This window comes from Faecalibacterium sp. 3 (assembly GCF_048323735.1).
In the GTDB taxonomy this organism is placed as follows: Bacteria; Bacillota; Clostridia; order Oscillospirales; family Ruminococcaceae; genus Faecalibacterium; species Faecalibacterium wellingii.
Genome location: NZ_JBLWFN010000001.1, coordinates 1,244,835 through 1,261,997 on the forward strand (window position 1 = coordinate 1,244,835; position 17,163 = coordinate 1,261,997).

Consider the following 17,163-nt stretch of genomic DNA (forward strand, 5'->3'; position numbering starts at 1 on the left):
GAAAGGATTTTATATGGCAAAAAGACTTTCCCGCATTGAGCGCGACATTGAACGGCTCAAAGAAAAAATCAGCGAATACCAGCAGCAGTTGAAAGAACTGGAAGCTGAAAAGACCGAACAGGAAAATTTGCAGATCATTCAGTTGGTGCGCAGCATGAATATGAAGCCGGACGAGTTTGCGGCCTTCCTGCGCAGCGGTGCGCTGAACGCCGCTCCTACCGTCACCCCGTACCACAAACAGGAGGATGCCGCCGATGAAACCTGACAACTGGAACCGTTTCGCTGCCGGACTGCTGGCTATCCTGCTCTGCCTCTGCTCCTTTTCCATGCCCGCTTTCGCAAGCGGTACTGACCCTGCCCCGGAACCTCTGCCGGAGATTATCGAAGAAGAACCCACCACGGGCGGCATGGAGCCGGAGGGTATGCCCATCACGCCCAAAGGCAACGCAACACTGGTGGATGATTTCTACGGGGACAAACAGCTTATCACCGTGACCACCAAAGCCGGGAATTATTTTTACATTCTAATTGACCGCGCCAACGAGGACAAAGAAACCTCTGTCCACTTCCTGAACCAAGTGGACGATGCCGACTTGCTGGCCCTGCTGGATGAAGAACCGCAGATCGCCGAGGTCTGCACCTGCACGGTGAAATGTGAGGCCGGAAGTGTCAACGAAAACTGCCCCTTGTGTGAAAAGAGCCTGCGTAACTGCACGGCCCCGGAAGCGGTGAAAACTGATACCGAAACGCCGCAGGAAAAGCCCAAGTCCAACATGGGCAGTCTGATGATCCTGTTGGTGCTGGCTCTGGCGGGCGGCGGCGCGGCCCTCTATTATTTCAAGTTCCGCAAGCCCAAGACCGATACCACCGGCCACGATGATCTGGACGAGTACGATTTTGGCGAGGATGAGGATGCAGACGAGGAACCGGCTGAAATCGAAATTCATTCAGAGGACGGACAGGAGGACGAAACATGAGCTTTCAGCTGGTGATTGCCGAAAAGCCCAGTGTTGCCCGCAGCATTGCCACCGTGATCGGGGCCGATGAAAAGCAAAACGGCTACTGGCAGGGTGGCGGGTATCTGGTCAGCTGGTGCATCGGGCATCTGGTGTCCTTTGCGGAAGCGGGCCAGTACGATGAAAAATACTGCAAGTGGAAGTATGAAGATTTGCCCATCCTGCCCCAGCTGTGGCAGTTCATTGTCCCGGACGAAAAGAAACCGCAGTTTGAAGTTCTGCGTGCCCTGCTCAACCGCCCGGATGTGGATAGTGTGACCGCCGCGACCGACGCAGGTCGGGAGGGAGAACTGATTTTCCGCTTTGTCTACCAAATGGCCGGCTGCACAAAACCCGTAAAGCGGCTCTGGATTTCCAGCATGGAGGATGCTGCTATCCGGGAGGGCTTCGCAAACCTGCGCCCGGATTCGGACTACGATGCGCTATACCAGTCGGCCCTCTGCCGTGCAAAGGCGGATTGGCTGGTGGGTATCAATGCAACGCGGCTGTTTTCGGTGCTGTACCACAAGACCCTGACGGTGGGCCGGGTGCAGACCCCGACACTGAAAATGCTGGTGGACCGGGATGCAAAAATCCTGCGCTTCCAGAAAGAAAAGTATTATACGGTCGGCATCCAGTCCGGCAGCCTGAAAGCAGACAGTGGGCGCATTGCGGATGCAGAAACCGCAAATTCTCTCAAAGAAAAATGCACGGGTGCAGTTGCCGTCTGTACTTCTGTCAAGCGGGAGAGAAAGGCAGAACAGCCGCCCAAGCTCTATGACCTGACCACCTTGCAGCGGGAAGCAAACCGTCTGTTCGGTTTTACCGCAAAACAGACCCTTGACTATGCCCAGCAGCTTTATGAAAAGAAACTGCTGACCTATCCCCGCACGGACAGCCAATATCTGACCGAGGACATGGGCCAGACAGCACAACATCTTGTGTCTGATCTGCTGGGGCTGCTGCCCTTTGCCCAAGGGCTTGACTTGACCCCGGAAGTGGGCCGGATTCTGAACAGCAAAAAGGTATCGGACCACCACGCCATCCTTCCCACCGCCGAATTTGTAAAACAGGGCTTCGCTGGTCTTGCCGAAAGTGAATGCAAGCTGATGAACCTTGTCTGCTCCAAACTGCTCTGTGCGGTGGCCGCACCCCACGAGTACGAAACAGTGACCGCCGTGTTCTCCTGTGCAGGGAACGAGTTCACCGCCAAGGGAAAAACGGTGCTTATTCTCGGCTGGAAAGAGATCGACCAGCAGTTCCGCTCCACCCTGAAAGCAGATACCGAGGAAGAAGTGCTGAACACCCTGCCGGAACTGGCCGATGGACAAAGTTTTTCTGCGGTGGCTGACATTTCGGAACATTTCACGTCCCCGCCGAAAGCCTACACGGAAGATACACTCCTGTCAGCAATGGAGCGGGCCGGAGCCGAGGATATGCCGGAGGACAAGGTGAATTGCTCCGCAGGAGCAAGAGAGGGTGGCCTGGGCCATGCAGAACGCAAGGGGCTGGGTACGCCCGCCACCCGCGCCGCGATTCTGGAAAAACTGGTGCAAATGGGCTTTGTGCAGCGCAAGGGCAAGCAACTTGTCCCCACCAAGGACGGCATCAATCTGGCGGTCGTTCTGCCGGAAAGTTTGACCTCTCCCGCCCTGACCGCCGAATGGGAAAACCGCCTGACCGAGATTGCCAAGGGCAACGCAGACGCGGACGAGTTCATGGCCGAAATTGAAGCGCAGGTGCGCCAGCTGGTCAAGACCTACTCCTGCATCAGTGCAGATAAGCAAAACCTGTTCCAGTCGGAACGGGTTATTATCGGCAAGTGTCCCCGGTGCAGTGAAAACGTCTATGAGGGCAAGAAAAACTTCTACTGCGGGAATCGTAGCTGTCAGTTTGTGATGTGGAAGAATGACCGCTTCTTTGAGCAGCGCAAAAAGGCGTTCACACCGAAGATCGCCGCTGCTCTGCTCAAAAACGGTAAGGCAAAGGTCAAGGGCCTCTACTCCGAGAAAACAGGCAAAACCTATGATGCAACGGTGCTTCTGGCAGATACGGGAGGCAAGTACGTCAATTACCGGGTAGAGCGCAAAGAGTAAGGCAAAAATACGAGGGCCGGTTATGGTAAGGTGAAGCATTCATTTTGCCATAACCGGCTCTCTCTATCCGTAGGATAGCAAAAAGGAGTGTGACCAAATGAGCGAATTATTTTCCATCCAGCTGCAAAATCGGCAGCAAAGCAGGGATGGCGTCTGGCTGGACCTTCCCACCACAACCGAACAGGTACAAGCGGCTCTGCGGCAAATCGACATTTCGTCCGATAACCCGCAGGGCCTTTTCATTTCCGGCTACTTTGCCGAGGAAGAAAAGCGTTTTGCCATCCCCTACAACATGGTGCTGGCATCCAATGTGGATGAACTAAACTTTCTGGCATCACGACTGGAAACACTCTCTGCCGGGGAACGTGCAGAACTGAACGCCGCTCTGCAAGCCCCGCAGAGTGAGCTTTCCAGCATCGGGAGAATCACCGACTTTCCCGAAAACGTGGACTATTATGTACATCTGCCAGAAGTACACGGGCCTGCCCAGCTAGGAGATTACTACCTGAACCGCTCCGGCATGGTGGATATGCCGGAAGAATGGAAAGGCGGCATCGACACGGCACAGTTTGGCCGGTATGTGGCTCAGCAGGAACAGGGTGCGTTCACCCAGTACGGCTACCTTGTCAAAAGCGGGGACGAGTGGCAGAAAGTCCACGAGGGCCAGCCCGTGCCGGAGGAATACCGGGTGCTGTCCTTTCCCGCGCCGGAAGTTCTGCGGGATGCGGCCAACATCCCGCCGCCTGTTCAGCCTGAAACGGAACCGCAGAAAGTTATCCCCATCATCCTGAACGGCAAAGACAGCACAGAGCGCATGAAAGAAATTACGGACCGGTTAGAAACGGGCATCCAACAGCTGTTCGACAGCGACCGCTACAAAGCCTATCTTACCACGATGGCAAAATTCCACAATTACAGCTTCAACAACACCTTGCTGATTGCCATGCAGGGCGGGCAGCTGGTGGCAGGATTCAACAAGTGGAAGGACACGTTCCACCGCACCGTAAAGAAAGGCGAAAAGAGCATCAAGATTCTTGCTCCTGCGCCGTACAAGGTCAAGCAGAAGATGGAAAAGCGGGACGAACAGGGCAAGCCGATTCTGGATAAGGATGGAAAGCCGCTGACGGAAGAAAAGACGGTGCAGATTCCGGCTTTCAAGGTGGTGTCCGTGTTCGATGTCAGCCAGACCGAGGGCGAACCTCTGCCCTCTATCGCGGTGAACGAACTGTCCGGCAGTGTGCAGGACTACCAAGATTTTTTCAAGGCATTGGAACAGGCATCCCCGGTGCCCATCGAGTTTGAGGGCATCGAGGGCGGCGCGCATGGGTACTTTCATCTGCTCGACAACCGCATTGCCATCCAAGAGGGCATGAGCCAACTGCAAACCATCAAGACGGCCATCCATGAGATTGCCCATGCCAAGCTGCACGCCATCGACCCGAATGACCCGGAACAGACCAACCGCCCGGACAGCCGCACCCGCGAGGTGCAGGCGGAAAGCGTGGCTTATGCCGTCTGCCAGCACTACGGGCTGGACACGTCCGAGTATTCCTTTGGCTATGTGGCTGGGTGGAGTTCCGGCCGGGAACTGGCCGAGCTGAAAGCCTCTCTGGAAGTTATCCGCAGCGCGGCCCATGAGCTGATCTCTGCGCTGGACGAACATCTGGCAGAACTGCGCCAACAGCGGGAAGCAGACCTTTCCGCTGCACAGGAAGCCGCATTTGCGCTGGACAACGGCAATATTTTATTCATCCAGACCTGCGATTCCGGCTATGACTACACCCTGTACGGCCCGGATAACAAGACTTTGGACGGAGGCCAGCTGGACGCGCCCGGTCTGACCCTGCCGGATGCCGGGCAGGAAGCGCTTAATCTGTTGGGGCAGACAGCCGCAGTGTCGGAAGTCCTGTTGGACGATAAGCTGGCGGCGTTCCAAGAGGCGGCGGAAAAGGCCAACGAAATTCCCGCACCCGTTAAAATTCCAGACCCCGCCGCAGAACCTACGGTCACAATTCTTTGGAGCGAAAGTGACAAGCTGCAGGACGGCGAAACCATGCCTCTGTCTGTGGCAAATCGCGTTTTTGAAGAACTGGACACCGCCCAGCACACAGACCGGGAAAAGGACGGCTACACGGGCGGCTGGTACGACAAGACCGCATTCCGTATTGATTTTACCCTGAACGGCCAACCCGAAAACTACGAGGGACGGCAGGATTTTGGTGACGGAGAGGGTTCTTTGGTTCAGCATATCCAGAACTACCACGAATACTACGCCAAGGACGAGAACTGGAAAAATTTTGTTCTGCACAACAAGGGCCCGGAAGCGTTGGAACAAGACAAGGCAGAGCGGGAAATGGTGCTGACCGAGTTTATCCCGTACCTCAAACAGCATTGCAATCTTTCGGCCATGGAGCAGGCAGCCACCACCGCTTTGCGGGAGGGACAGAACATTTCGCCGGAACAGGCTGCCCATTACAACGCTGTCGTGGCCTATGTGCATGACTGCCGCCCGCTGCTTAACCGAGGCCAGTATAACTTGCCTGAACCTCCCAAGCTGGCTGACTTTGACCAGAGCTTGCAGGATTACAAGGCGCAGGTACAGGCCGAGATTGAGCAGGAAGCGGCCGCTGCCGGAATGACGGTAGAGGAATACGCAGCGGCAGGCTTTGAAGCACCGCAGCAGGACAGCTTTTCCATTTACCAGCTGCGCAATGAAGATTCCACCCGTGATTACCGTTTTGAGCCCTACGACCGCCTGCAGGCTGCCGGTTTGACCGTGGATAAGGCCAACTATACGGAAGTATACGCCGCACCGCTGACTGCTGGCACCACGTTGGAGGACATTTACCGCACATTCAATGTGGACTATCCGGCAGATTTCAAGGGACACTCGCTGTCTGTTTCGGATGTGGTGGTGCTGCACCAGAATGGGCAGGACACCGCCCACTACTGCGACAGTGTGGGCTTCCAGCAGGTGCCGGAGTTCTTGCGGGAAAATCCGCTGCGCACCGCAGAACTTTCCACGGAACAAAACGAAAATATGATTGATGGCGTGCTGAACAATGCGCCCTCTCTGGGCGAATTGGAGGCCAAAGCAAAGGCCGGAGAACAAATCTCTCTGACAGACCTTGCCGCCGCAGTCAAGGCCGAAGAAAAGGCACCGAAAGCCAAGAAATCCCGCGCAGCCAAACCGAAAAAGCCGTCTATCCGGGCACAACTGGATGCCGCAAAAAAGGAACAGAGCAAGCAAACACAGCCACGGGAAAAGTCAAAGGAATTGGAGGTGTAAACCGTGCAGAAATTTGAAAATATGGATGTAATCGCTGCGCTGGAAGCTATCATGCACCAGAACACCGCATACTACCAGAGCGATTTTGCCTATGACATCAAGATGATGCGGGAGGCCGCCCGCAGCGACCAGCCGGAAGATAAGCTGCTGTTGTGGCTGTCCCGGCCTTCTGGAACATTCTGCTTCCGGGAACGGGACGTGCTGCTCAAAGACACGCAAGCCTACAACACATGGAAATTCTGCGGCGAGCAAACCCACGACAGGATTCTTGCCTATGCGGTAGAGCTGACCGGCACAGCTAATGGAACATTGCAAGGCAATCTGTATGAACTGGACTACCAGCAGCATTTCCAGCACATCCGGGATGCCGCCCTGCCCGTGGGCTCCAATCGCCTGATCTACGAAAGTGGAATGCGGGAGATTGGCCCGAAAGAGCATTTCGACAGTCGCCCGGACAAATATTTCGGAGAGTTCGTGCGGTATGAAATGCAGCCCCGTGACCCGGAACTTCTGCAAGCGGCCATCCGTCAGGAGCAACGCAGCCGGGAACCTGCACGGCCCAGTGATTTCAAAGAACATCTTGCAGCACTACACGCCGGGCTGATCGAAGCCGAGGCGCAGCGTATCGCAACCGATATAAAGCGGCTGGCGGCTCCCAACAGCCCGGACAAGAATCATTTCATGGTAGAGGTATCGCCCTATTTCACCAAGCTGGCATCCAGCCGGGACACGGACCAGCTGCTTGCCATGCTGCCGTATAAATCCCTGCACCTGTCCAGCGTGAAAGACCGTTTCGGCATCTACGCGCTGATTGACAAAAACGAGAATCGGGACAAGGGCATTTGCAAGCCCCGCGCTTCTGTCCGCAAGCAGCTTTCCGAAACAAAACAGGCTGCCAGCCCGATAAAGGCAGCGGCCCGCAGAAAACAGTACGAAATGGAGGTCTGACCATGAATTTCAGCGTAGAAGAAGAAAATTTGATCTGTATGTACCACACCTCTGACCGCCGCCAGACGATGGCACGGATGCTCGCCGCCCTGCCGGATATGGACACGGAAATGCGGCGGCTGGCAAATGGCACCATTGCAAAGTTGAAGCGCATGACCGATGCCGACTTTGACGGACAGAGTTTCGATTTTACGGGTGAGTGATACCGCCAGATTGACAATGACACATTATTTTTAGAGAAAGTAATGTGCCATTGTCAACACAGAAATAGCCGGACACGGTGGCCTTGTGGCTACGGTGTCCGGCTATTTTCATGTATCAGTCTTTATCTTTTTTCTCGGTGGGATTTTCCGGCAGTTCGGCGGCATCTTCTACAACGTCGGTCACAAGCTGCTGGAAGTTAACCGCATTCTTTTCCGTGATAACAGGCTTGCCGGTTTCCGCTTCAAGAGCCTGCCGCGCAATGCCGGCCACTTTGCCGCCACGCTTGGCAACCTGCTTGTTTTCTTCAAAGGTCTGCGGCTTTGCAGTCTTGGAAATATCCGTAGTAGAGGCTTCGGCCAGCATCGTCAAAACAAGTTCCAAATCGGTCATGTTGTCCCGGAGATTTTCTTTTGTCAGACCTTTCAGCCGCTTGTACTGCCCCGTGGTCATGCCGGACCATGCGCGGGAGATTTCATCGGTCAGGATGGCGTACTCCTTGCCCTTTTGCACTCCGCGCTTCTTCCATTCGTCCGTTAGTTCGTTGCGGATGCGGATTGCCAAAAGCCGCTGGTGAATCCATTCTTCGGAGTAGCCTTTCTTCAAATAGGTATCAAGCGCACGGTCAATAGCTTGCTCCGGGTCGATGGTTTCTTCGATGCGTTCCTTGCCCACCATTGCCAGCCATGCCTTGAACGGTTCAGCCTTAGGGGACGGGATGGACTGGATTATACGCAGGAGCTGTTCAGTGTTAGCGACATCCGTTTTGCGCTTTTTGCCGTCAGGAGCGGTCATTTTCAAACCATTACAATTTGTAATGGTTTCATTTCCTTCGTCTTTAAGGCGCTTTTTTAGAACGCGCCAATAGTTCTGTGGGTCTGCGCTGTCAGTCAGAACAGCAATCACATCAACGATGGCAAAATACCATTCTTCCTTTTCTGCATCCCATGCAGTGCGGATTTTCTGATCTTCAAAAAGCTGGATAGAGCTGTTATCGTTCACTTCTGCCATAGAGGGTTCCTCGCTTTCGTTGTCTAAGTCTATTTTACATGATTTCGGGCGGAAACGCCACCCGGTCTAAGCGTTTGGGATTCAAAAATCCGAACAATATTTTGTGCAGATTTACCGTTCCTGCATCTGCTCCTTTCCCGGTGCTGTCCGCAGAATGCCGTCCACATTCTGCTTTATGATGCCATACTCCTGCATCTGGCGTTTGGCATCATTGTACTGCCGCTGCATCTGGTCTTTCTGCTCGGCCAGTTGCTTATACTCGTTTTTCAGGGCGTAGAGGTCGGGCAGCTTTTGAAAGCCCTGCTCTTTTAGAGCTTTCGCCGCTGCTTCATAGAGAATCAAGGTTCCTTCATGTTTACGTCGGAACTGCTTTTTGTCAGCAGCCCGCTGATACTCCTGCAACAGTGGGTGCAGTTCCTTACAGGTGGTGACATCCTTTATCAGCACGGCCATTTCTGCAAGTCGGCGCTCTGCTGCTTTCAATGCGGCGGCAGCTTCGGTGCTGGCGGCGGTGATCTCGGCCACCCGGCTTTCCAAATCCGGGTAGCTTTCGATTTCATGCTGGGTCAGGAAGTTCAGCGTCCGGGCCGCCTGTTTCAGATTGTGGAGTTTTGCCCACTTCTCATACCCTGCGGACTGCTGGGCCTTGATGCTGTTCTCCAAATCAATCCGCAGCGAAATTTTGCGGTTTTCTTTGGGCTTCCGCTCCACGAACCGCCCTTTGATGCGTTCGATGATGGCTTCCTCGGTGTAGGCTTCGCCCAGCGTTTTGCAGCGGGTGAACCGTTCCTGTCCGGGCGCACGAAACGAAACATACTTGCCACGCTTGGCCTCGTAGCCCTGCTCCTGCAGGAGCCGCAGAAAATCGTCAAAATCCTTGGCCTGCGGGATGGCTGCATCTATGGCAGCTTTCAGCTTCGCCTTCCAGCTTGTACCCTTGCGGTGTGCGTCCCACTCGGCATAGCTCTTGCCTCTGTCTTGGCCGGGCATTACCACGGACAGGCCGTGTTCCTTGCAAAGTCGGTCACTGGTGCGCCGGATGTAAGCATAGCTCCGCCGGTTGGAAACATACTTCCGCTGGTTCACCATGTCCACAGCACAGAAAATGATGTGGTTGTGGACGTGCCCCTTGTCAATGTGCGTGGTCAGTACATAGGGATATTTTCCTTGCAGGACTTCATCTGCAAGCTGTCGACCAATCTCGTGGGCCTGCTCCGGCGTGGTTTCGCCCGGCGCAAAAGACTGTATCAAGTGGTGGGCCAGATTGTTGCCTTTCTGCATGGCCTGTGACAGCAGCAGTTCAAATTCGATGTCGGCGGTTTCGTAGGAGCAGGCAAAGGAGGACACCAGCATTTTTTCGTCCGTCTTGGCCGGATTCCCGATGTAGTCCAATGCCTTTTTCAGCGTTGACTTGATAGGATGTATCTTTGTAACTGCCATATCTGCGCCAATGCTCCCTTGATGTCCGCAACGTCTTGTGTGTACAGCGGCCCCATGCTGTTCAGCCGCCGCGCGATCTGATTGACGTTGACACCAATCTTTTGCAGTTCGGCGGTTTGCGCCCGGATGTCGGTGGTGTCGATGTGGACAACATAACCATCTATCAGCATCTTCCGGGCGTAGGCTGAAAAATTCCGTGTGTGCAGCAGAGCCATCTTCTGCCGGATAAGTTCCTGTTCCTCCGGCGTCACGGGAACACGCAGAACAATTTTTCGGGTTCGGTTCGCCATAGTTTCACCTCGTTTCTTGGGGGTCTGGGGTATTCCCCAGCAAGCATTTTTGCCGGGAGTGGCTACACTCCCTATGCTTGCTATCTACTCCATACCCCCACCGAAAGGCGGTATTTGTTGCGCGTTCCTTTAATTTTGGACGCAAAAAAAGATTGCAGCCGCCATGCGCTCGCTGCAATCTCCTGTTTCCCATATTGTGAGGTTAGTCCTCTGCTTTTTCGACTTCCGTTATCTCCCTTGCTGTTGCGGTTACAATCCGTATGCCTTTATCGCTCATACCGTCCAGCAGCGCGTCAAGCTGCCGCCGCCCGGTGGATTTCTCCGCATTGCTGTTCGGGAAGAAAAATTGATCTACCGAAATATGATACCGGGTTACAAGGTCATAGAATACCTGTAAACTCGGCTGTTGTCCCTTGTTCTCGATATTCGCAAGGTAGCGCGGGGAAATATATAACTCGTCGCTTACCTTTTTGCGGCTCTCGCCGTATTCATTTCTCGCGGCTTTTATAGCTGCCCCGAAAGCCTTAAAGTCGTACAATGGTACGGGTCTTTTTGCCATTTTCATTCACCCTGTTACATTTTACAGTTCACCTTTCTTTTTGGATATGTCCACACAATTCATATCATTAGGTTAAATACTTCCTGTTGTGTATTGACAGTAGACTGATTTTCTGATAAAATAAAATTAATGTAAAAGGAGGCGGCGTTTATGTTGCATAGCATGCGTATTAGATAAGCATTGAAAAAAAGGATTTTCCCATTTTCAACATGGGCTTTTTTGTCATGCTTATTTTGCGGATGCTATACAAAAAACTAACGACGTATAGATATAGTATAGACATAGTGCAAGCTATGCCTTAGTTTTGTTGTACTGCTCTGTGCATTATAAATGCAGGTCAATGCTCATGTTGAGGATTGACCTGCATTTTTTTGTGTAAAAAGGACGAGTGAAATATAATGCTTAAAAAATATTGGATAAAATGTCCGATTTGTAACGGAAAGACGAGAGTTCAAGTATTTCATAATACTGTATTAAAAGATTTTCCTCTTTTCTGCCCTAAATGCAAATTGACGCATATCATTGATGTAGAAAAATTAGAGATTGTAATCAAAAATACAGAAAAACAAACTTTTATTATTTAGAAGAAAGGATATAAAAATGAAACGTTTACCTAAATATACGCCTGCGGAAGTACGGAATGATCCATACGGATTTACTTACAAAGAAATGTCGGAAGTTATTGGCGAGAATGAAGCAAAAGCCTTATATGAAGAATTATATAAGCAATTACCACGCAAAAAAAATCTATCAATGTTGGTAAAAAATATTTGCAAAAGCAGTGATACTGAAAAGTATGTTTACGAACTGAAAGACAACAAATACATTGAAACGGTTTTTATCAAGCGGCGAGATGGTGGAACTGTTTGCGTGAGCACACAAGTCGGTTGTCCTGTTGGTTGTATTTTTTGTGAGTCCGGGCGAAATGGCTTTGTTCGTAATCTAACATCGTCAGAAATCGTACAACAGATTATATTGTTGCGTCGAAAAGTAAACCGTATCGTTTTTATGGGTATGGGAGAGCCTTTATTCAATTATGACAACTTGATAAAAGCAATCCATATTCTCCGAGATAGATATGGGCTCAACTTTCCAACCGACGGCATTACCATATCAACAGTTGGTCCGGTCGATCAATTAAAAAAATTGCGCGAGGAACATCTTAAAATTCAGTTGACAATATCTTTACACGCAGCAACACAATCTGCAAGAAATCGTATTATTCCTCACATGCGCATATATGCTATTGAAGATGTTGTTAAGCAAGCCTTATCCTATTCTGAAAGGCATAATCGCAAAATTGTCTTTGCGTATTTGCTTTTACCGGGTATAAATGACCGGCCCTCAGATGTAAGACAACTTGCAAAATGGTTTCGGGGCAAAAAAGTTATGATTAACGTGTTACAATACAACCCAACAAGCAATTCAAGAATTAAAGCACCACAGAAACGGGAAATAGTTGCATTCAAACATCAATTAGAGCAAGCAGGACTTGAAGTTACTATGAGAGTTTCTCATGGCAGAGAGATTAACGCGGCTTGTGGACAGTTAGCTAACACATATAATAAATTCAAAAAAAAATGATTAAAAGTGCCAGACGCATAGACGCAGAGCCGATAACGCATTAGGTCAAAAAACCTATGTGTTATCGGCTTTTTTATTTAATATTGCGCAAAAGCCGCTGTTCCCTATTATAGAATGGATTGCGGGTAGTGTATTAAAGTCGCCCTTTTTTAAGGATACGGCGGTATCGGGGAGGTATCGCCGTGTCCATTTTTATTTACTGTAACCCGCCTAATGCTTTGCGGTCAAAAAAAGCTATGCTCCGCAAGCGGGATATTCCGGCTATGAATGTGAACTGTCAATACATTTAGCTACTGCTTACATTTCCTTTGCGCCCGTCCGCGTCTTGCGGACGGGCGCATTTTGCTTTTTTCAACTTTTTTCTGAAAAGCGCACTCAAGAGCCATCTCCCGAACGGGTACGGAGCGAAAGGGGCAGAGAGGACAAGCCCTTAACTCCCGTCCTCTACTCCACGCGGGAAGGAGGTGAACTCTATGGAGCTATCTTCTTCCGACAAGGAAAGAATACAACATCAGTACGACGCATTAGCAAAGAAAACTTTGGTCGGCGAAGCGAAAAGCCACCGCCGCACTCTTGCGAAACGCGCAGCACGCGAAGTTACTTTTTCGGATTTGAGCGAAAGCGAACTCGCGCAGCTTTTCACAACGGACGAATACGAAAGCGATTATTTCCGTTTTCAAGTGTCCGGCTTTGATGTACTCGTCAAAAATGAACTGCTTGCCGAAGCCCTTAACGCTTTGCCCGAAAGGAAACGCGACATTATCCTTTTGTCCTACTTCTTGGATATGAGCGACGCGGAAATTGGCGAACTGCTGAATGTTGTACGCACGACGGTTTTCCGGCACAGGAAATCCGCGCTTGCGAAAATCAAACAGTATTTGGAGGGAAAAGCAGATGATGAATACCGTTAGGAAGTCTGAAAATCTGTTGCCGTTCCCTGTCATTTCCGCAGCGGCAAACGGCGACACAACCGCCATGTGCGCGATCTTGAAGCACTACGAGGGTTACATAGCGAAACTTTGTACCCGAACACTGAAAGACGACGCGGGCAATACTTACTCCTATGTGGACGAAGAAATGCGTAACAGGCTGCAAGTGCGCCTTATTACCCGCACTCTTGCGTTTCATGTAGGCTAACTCTTTAAGCCCATGCGGGGAGCGTGTACCCCTTTCCACGCTTCCCGTTATGGGCTGTTTGTCGTTCCGTAAAAGCATATCGGAAACGGTATGCTTTTACAGGCTGACAAAGCCTTATTGTTCCTTGATAAAGAAAGCCCGCAAGATAACGGCGGTGCATCATAGGGCAAACGGATACGTTGCTGTCTGTATCGAGCCGGACGGCGGGTGCGCCATGATGCTTTTCTCTGAAAAGTGGAGCGATCATCACCACGCCGCAATGCAAGCGCGGCTACTTGCGGGCCATGACATACCGACAGGCTGATACTCCCTTACCGTCAAAGTCCGAGCGTTCAGAGCGTCGCAGGCAATGAGTAGGGCTGCATGAGGAATGCAGGGGTGAGATTCCCGTGGGCTGTTGCCAGCAGCCGTCCGTTGGCTCATTTTTTGATTTTTAAGAAAGGGGATTTTTACGATGCAAGCGAAAAAGACAAACACTGAAAAAACAAAAAATCCAGAGATGCTTACTCTGGATTCGACTTATCGTATTGGCAATCGCTCCTTTATCGTTGAGCCGGTGTTCAAAGAAGAAAGTTCCCAAACCTTAGGAGAAGTTCTTCTCCGGCTGATGAAATCCGAAAGCGAAAAATTATAATGACCTTTCGGGAGGCAGCGGACAGAGAAAGCGGATTGTGTTATAATATAGGTGTACAAGTGAATTTGCTATTCGACTGTCCCAAGAAAGGAGCGAGTATGAAACAGTCGAGTAACAAGAAATCCCGTGAAGCAACCGCTTTTCTCTATGAGCGTCTTTCCCGTGATGATAATTTGGAGGGCGAGAGTTACAGCATTGGCAACCAAAAGAAACTGCTCACCAAAGTTGCAAAGGAAAAAGGCTATACCAATCTGGTTCACTTTCTGGATGATGGCATTTCCGGCGTGACCATGAACCGTCCCGGTTTCGTTGAAATGATGCAGCAGCTTGAACAAGGAAAAGCCTCTGCTGTGTTCGTCAAAGACCTTTCCCGTCTGGGCCGAAACTATATCGAGGTCGGGCGGCTGACAGAAGAATTTTTCCCAGACCATGACATCCGACTTGTTGCCGTTTCGGACAACATCGACACGGCCGAGGGAGAAAATGAACTGGCACCCATCCGAAACCTGTTCAATGAGTGGTATGCCCGCGACATCAGCAAGAAACGCCGTATCAGTAATAAAATCAAAGGCAACTCCGGCGAACCGATGGGACTTCCTCCCTATGGGTATATCAAGGACCCGAACAATCCCAAGCATTGGGTCATTGATGAAGAAGCTGCACAAGTTGTCCGGCGCATTTTTGATATGACGTTGGAGGGCTTTGGCACGGAACAGATTGCCACCCAGTTTGAAAAAGAAGGCATCCTGACCCCGCAGGCCTACTGGATTCAGAAAGGCATCGGCCGTCCCGGAAGGAGCAAGATACGGCCCGCTACCAAGTGGAATGGCTCCACGATTACCCATCTTCTGTACCAGCAGGAGTATTGTGGTGATGTTCTGAACTTCAAAACCTACTCCAAGTCCTACAAGAACAAAAAGCGGATTCATAACGACCCGGAAAATTGGGTAGTGTTCCAAGATGTTCACGAGCCCATTATTGAACGTGCCGTATTTGAACAGGTACAGCAGAAACGCGGAAAAATGCGCAAACGCCGTACCAGCAACGGAGAACACAATATGTTCTCCGGCCTGCTTGTCTGCGCAGACTGCGGCTGCAATCTGCATTTCCACTTCAATCAGGGCAACCCGGAAATCAAGTATTTCAACTGCTCCAACTACAAGGGCAACCGTGGCACCTGTCAATCCACCCACTACATCCGGGTAGACTTTCTGGAAGAAGTGGTGTTGGGCGAGATTCGGCGGCTGACCAAGTTTGCCAGCCTCTACGAGGACGACTTTCTGAAAGCTGTTATCGGGCACTCCCAGCAGGCGGACGAAGCCGACCGCAAGCTGAAAGAGAAAGAGTTGAAAGCACTCCTTGCCCGTGACGAAGAACTGGATGGCCTCTTTGAGCGCATCTATGAGGACAATGTTTCCGGCAAAATCTCTGATGAACGCTTTTCCAGAATGTCCCGGAGATATGAGGACGAGCAAAAGGAGCTGACCGAGAAAATCAAACAGCTCCGCTCCGAAATCGAAAAGCAGAGCAGCCGCACCATGACAACGGATATGTTCATCCGTCTGGTTCGCAAGTACACCAGAGCAAAAAAGCTGACACCCCGGATGCTGAATGAACTGGTGGAAAAAATCGAAGTGTTCAATGCAGAAAAGGTCAACGGTGTATGGGAGCAGCGGCTCCGCATTCACTACAACTGCGTGGGCACCATCGAGATTCCAAGCGCACTTCCTTTGCCGACACCTGATGTATCGGTGAATACAAGAAAAGGCGTAGTTGTGAACTACGCCCCCTGTGATGTCGCTATTTAGCAAATAAAAAATGACGAATGCTCTTTGACAGCTAAATGCTGTAAGAACATTCGTCATGGTGCGATGGAAGGGACTCGAACCCCCGGCCTACTGATTCGTAGGAACCGAATGGCACATTTTGTCCATTTCATCATTTGACGTTAAAACGTCATTTTAATCGAATCACCGTTATTTTGCCGTTGTTATTCTGTTGCATCCTTTGCATTGCTTGCACGCCTTTGCACCTGTTATCCATCCTTGCGATGTGCAGAAAATGTGCAAAAGTGTGCAGAGCTAAAATCAGCCCGACAAGATGGTCTCAAAATGAGCGACTTTCCTGCTGGATTTTTGAGGCATCAGCAGCACAAAAATTCCCAGTTTTATCCAAACAACAATCTTACATGACACATCGGTTCTATGGCAGGGTTTAGGACATCCGAACAGACACCGTTTGATATAGAAATGAGGTTCACCATGAACAAACTACTTCCCTGCCGCTACAACACGGACAGCAACCGGGTGGAAGCCCGGTTCGAGGATGGCACCACCCTTGCCATCGACTGCATCGCCGTCGAGGATGAGTACGGCAACACCCCGGCACAGCGGGCAGAGCTGGACTGGCTGCTGTATAATAAGCCCTTGGAGTATGCACAGATGGTGCTGAGAGGGGAGATGAAGCGTTATCTTTCTCTCGGCTGCGACCACGGCAGGCCGGAGAATTGAGCCGCAGAAAACGCGCGGCAAAAATGCTAATCGCGCGGCGCGCGTTTTTCAGCGCAAATTCAGCGTAAATCAAACTTTCAGCGTAAAAGTCAGCGTAAATTTTCACTTCACGCTTTTGTACTTCGTTCCTCGGCCTACGCCATCAGGCTGCAAGATTCCGTCCTTGCACATCTGGTGCAGGATATAATAGGTTTGATTCTTATTAAACCCACACAGCTCTTGAGCTTTCTGATTCGTAATCGACGGCTTATGCTTCAGATATTCGAGAATCCGATCCTTTGCTTGAATCTGGCTGACCGTCTTATCCTGCACATAGGCCACATCGGTTTTCACCGTTTCGTAGACCTTGAGGGACAGCATATAGGTCTTGCCGTTGAGTTCCAGAAGCACTTCGTCCCGGCAACCACACACAGAAATATTACTCCTGATATGGTAAAGCCCACAGACCGGATTTTATATCCAGCTTGTG

Annotated in this window: 18 protein-coding genes; 13 read left to right on the forward strand and 5 right to left on the reverse strand. The window is 51.1% G+C overall.

The features are described 5' to 3' along the window. Positions 1–13 precede the first annotated feature (13 nt). The 6 genes from ACNSPV_RS05815 to ACNSPV_RS05840 all read left to right on the forward strand — a co-directional run bounded on the left by ACNSPV_RS05815 (position 14) and on the right by ACNSPV_RS05840 (position 7,531). Positions 14–265 (forward strand): DUF4315 family protein, encoded by a 252-nt coding sequence (locus ACNSPV_RS05815; protein WP_097769763.1) that lies wholly within the window; start codon positions 14–16, stop codon positions 263–265. After that, complete coding sequence (locus ACNSPV_RS05820; RefSeq protein WP_348584215.1) at positions 255–977, forward strand: DUF4366 domain-containing protein; 723 nt, start codon at positions 255–257, stop codon at positions 975–977. The genes ACNSPV_RS05815 and ACNSPV_RS05820 overlap by 11 nt, the downstream gene beginning before the upstream one ends. Then, a complete protein-coding gene (locus ACNSPV_RS05825; RefSeq protein ID WP_348584213.1) occupies positions 974–3,091 on the forward strand; it encodes a DNA topoisomerase 3 in 2,118 nt (705 codons plus the stop codon). Before ACNSPV_RS05820 ends, ACNSPV_RS05825 begins: the two co-directional genes overlap by 4 nt. A gap of 97 nt (positions 3,092–3,188) precedes the next feature. Further along, positions 3,189–6,380, forward strand: coding sequence for a YodL domain-containing protein (locus tag ACNSPV_RS05830; RefSeq protein WP_348584212.1), 3,192 nt, complete (start codon positions 3,189–3,191; stop codon positions 6,378–6,380). Between the two features lie 21 nt (positions 6,381–6,401). Next, complete coding sequence (locus ACNSPV_RS05835) at positions 6,402–7,328, forward strand: hypothetical protein (RefSeq protein WP_348585201.1); 927 nt, start codon at positions 6,402–6,404, stop codon at positions 7,326–7,328. A gap of 2 nt (positions 7,329–7,330) precedes the next feature. Further along, the gene (locus ACNSPV_RS05840; RefSeq protein ID WP_348584211.1) at positions 7,331–7,531 is read left to right on the forward strand and encodes a transposon-transfer assisting family protein; all 201 of its coding nucleotides are present in this window, start codon (positions 7,331–7,333) and stop codon (positions 7,529–7,531) included. Between the two features lie 115 nt (positions 7,532–7,646). Here the strand turns inward: ACNSPV_RS05840 and ACNSPV_RS05845 are convergent, their stop codons facing one another. The 4 genes from ACNSPV_RS05845 to ACNSPV_RS05860 all read right to left on the reverse strand — a co-directional run bounded on the left by ACNSPV_RS05845 (position 7,647) and on the right by ACNSPV_RS05860 (position 10,829). Continuing rightward, on the reverse strand, positions 7,647–8,540 hold the full coding sequence (locus ACNSPV_RS05845) for a Bro-N domain-containing protein (protein ID WP_117535492.1): 894 nt from the start codon (positions 8,538–8,540) through the stop codon (positions 7,647–7,649). A 111-nt stretch (positions 8,541–8,651) separates the two neighbouring features. After that, positions 8,652–9,980 (reverse strand): relaxase/mobilization nuclease domain-containing protein, encoded by a 1,329-nt coding sequence (locus ACNSPV_RS05850; protein WP_158401004.1) that lies wholly within the window; start codon positions 9,978–9,980, stop codon positions 8,652–8,654. Beyond that, positions 9,941–10,270, reverse strand: a complete 330-nt coding sequence (locus tag ACNSPV_RS05855; protein WP_117526957.1) for a plasmid mobilization protein — start codon at positions 10,268–10,270, stop codon at positions 9,941–9,943. The genes ACNSPV_RS05850 and ACNSPV_RS05855 overlap by 40 nt, the downstream gene beginning before the upstream one ends. A 202-nt stretch (positions 10,271–10,472) precedes the next feature. Beyond that, positions 10,473–10,829, reverse strand: coding sequence for a helix-turn-helix transcriptional regulator (locus ACNSPV_RS05860; protein WP_002584957.1), 357 nt, complete (start codon positions 10,827–10,829; stop codon positions 10,473–10,475). A gap of 398 nt (positions 10,830–11,227) precedes the next feature. On the opposite strand from ACNSPV_RS05860, the gene ACNSPV_RS05865 reads away from it, so the two are divergent. The 7 genes from ACNSPV_RS05865 to ACNSPV_RS05895 all read left to right on the forward strand — a co-directional run bounded on the left by ACNSPV_RS05865 (position 11,228) and on the right by ACNSPV_RS05895 (position 16,694). After that, positions 11,228–11,413: a cysteine-rich KTR domain-containing protein gene (locus ACNSPV_RS05865; RefSeq protein WP_003431289.1), complete on the forward strand. Its 186-nt coding sequence runs from the start codon at positions 11,228–11,230 to the stop codon at positions 11,411–11,413. A 16-nt stretch (positions 11,414–11,429) separates the two neighbouring features. Continuing rightward, positions 11,430–12,413, forward strand: a complete 984-nt coding sequence (gene rlmN / locus ACNSPV_RS05870; RefSeq protein WP_002584956.1) for a 23S rRNA (adenine(2503)-C(2))-methyltransferase RlmN — start codon at positions 11,430–11,432, stop codon at positions 12,411–12,413. 473 nt (positions 12,414–12,886) lie between these two features. Beyond that, on the forward strand, positions 12,887–13,324 hold the full coding sequence (locus tag ACNSPV_RS05875) for a sigma-70 family RNA polymerase sigma factor (protein ID WP_002604474.1): 438 nt from the start codon (positions 12,887–12,889) through the stop codon (positions 13,322–13,324). Beyond that, a complete protein-coding gene (locus tag ACNSPV_RS05880; RefSeq protein WP_002604473.1) occupies positions 13,308–13,550 on the forward strand; it encodes a helix-turn-helix domain-containing protein in 243 nt (80 codons plus the stop codon). Before ACNSPV_RS05875 ends, ACNSPV_RS05880 begins: the two co-directional genes overlap by 17 nt. 454 nt (positions 13,551–14,004) lie before the next feature. Further along, positions 14,005–14,184 carry a hypothetical protein gene (locus ACNSPV_RS05885; protein WP_117528009.1) on the forward strand — a complete coding sequence of 60 codons (180 nt, stop codon included), beginning with the start codon at positions 14,005–14,007 and terminating at the stop codon, positions 14,182–14,184. Between the two features lie 98 nt (positions 14,185–14,282). Next, positions 14,283–15,992, forward strand: a complete 1,710-nt coding sequence (locus ACNSPV_RS05890; RefSeq protein WP_158401003.1) for a recombinase family protein — start codon at positions 14,283–14,285, stop codon at positions 15,990–15,992. A gap of 453 nt (positions 15,993–16,445) precedes the next feature. After that, positions 16,446–16,694, forward strand: coding sequence for a DUF6061 family protein (locus tag ACNSPV_RS05895; protein WP_117529926.1), 249 nt, complete (start codon positions 16,446–16,448; stop codon positions 16,692–16,694). 102 nt (positions 16,695–16,796) lie between these two features. On the opposite strand, the gene ACNSPV_RS05900 is transcribed toward ACNSPV_RS05895, so the two are convergent. Then, on the reverse strand, positions 16,797–17,105 hold the full coding sequence (locus tag ACNSPV_RS05900; RefSeq protein WP_348584197.1) for a hypothetical protein: 309 nt from the start codon (positions 17,103–17,105) through the stop codon (positions 16,797–16,799). Positions 17,106–17,163: the final 58 nt, after the last annotated feature.

Bases quoted from the DNA above. Each gene is read 5' to 3' on its own strand.
- ACNSPV_RS05830 (WP_348584212.1), top strand. From the start codon at position 3,189: ATGAGCGAATTATTTTCCATCCAGCTGCAAAATCGGCAGCAAAGCAGG.
- ACNSPV_RS05860 (WP_002584957.1), bottom strand. From the start codon at position 10,829: ATGGCAAAAAGACCCGTACCATTGTACGACTTTAAGGCTTTCGGGGCA.
- ACNSPV_RS05835 (WP_348585201.1), top strand. From the start codon at position 6,402: ATGGATGTAATCGCTGCGCTGGAAGCTATCATGCACCAGAACACCGCA.
- ACNSPV_RS05875 (WP_002604474.1), top strand. From the start codon at position 12,887: ATGGAGCTATCTTCTTCCGACAAGGAAAGAATACAACATCAGTACGAC.
- ACNSPV_RS05890 (WP_158401003.1), top strand. From the start codon at position 14,283: ATGAAACAGTCGAGTAACAAGAAATCCCGTGAAGCAACCGCTTTTCTC.
- ACNSPV_RS05865 (WP_003431289.1), top strand. From the start codon at position 11,228: ATGCTTAAAAAATATTGGATAAAATGTCCGATTTGTAACGGAAAGACG.
- ACNSPV_RS05850 (WP_158401004.1), bottom strand. From the start codon at position 9,980: ATGGCAGTTACAAAGATACATCCTATCAAGTCAACGCTGAAAAAGGCA.
- ACNSPV_RS05825 (WP_348584213.1), top strand. From the start codon at position 974: ATGAGCTTTCAGCTGGTGATTGCCGAAAAGCCCAGTGTTGCCCGCAGC.
- ACNSPV_RS05845 (WP_117535492.1), bottom strand. From the start codon at position 8,540: ATGGCAGAAGTGAACGATAACAGCTCTATCCAGCTTTTTGAAGATCAG.
- ACNSPV_RS05840 (WP_348584211.1), top strand. From the start codon at position 7,331: ATGAATTTCAGCGTAGAAGAAGAAAATTTGATCTGTATGTACCACACC.
- ACNSPV_RS05815 (WP_097769763.1), top strand. From the start codon at position 14: ATGGCAAAAAGACTTTCCCGCATTGAGCGCGACATTGAACGGCTCAAA.
- ACNSPV_RS05820 (WP_348584215.1), top strand. From the start codon at position 255: ATGAAACCTGACAACTGGAACCGTTTCGCTGCCGGACTGCTGGCTATC.
- rlmN (WP_002584956.1), top strand. From the start codon at position 11,430: ATGAAACGTTTACCTAAATATACGCCTGCGGAAGTACGGAATGATCCA.
- ACNSPV_RS05855 (WP_117526957.1), bottom strand. From the start codon at position 10,270: ATGGCGAACCGAACCCGAAAAATTGTTCTGCGTGTTCCCGTGACGCCG.
- ACNSPV_RS05895 (WP_117529926.1), top strand. From the start codon at position 16,446: ATGAACAAACTACTTCCCTGCCGCTACAACACGGACAGCAACCGGGTG.
- ACNSPV_RS05885 (WP_117528009.1), top strand. From the start codon at position 14,005: ATGCAAGCGAAAAAGACAAACACTGAAAAAACAAAAAATCCAGAGATG.
- ACNSPV_RS05880 (WP_002604473.1), top strand. From the start codon at position 13,308: ATGATGAATACCGTTAGGAAGTCTGAAAATCTGTTGCCGTTCCCTGTC.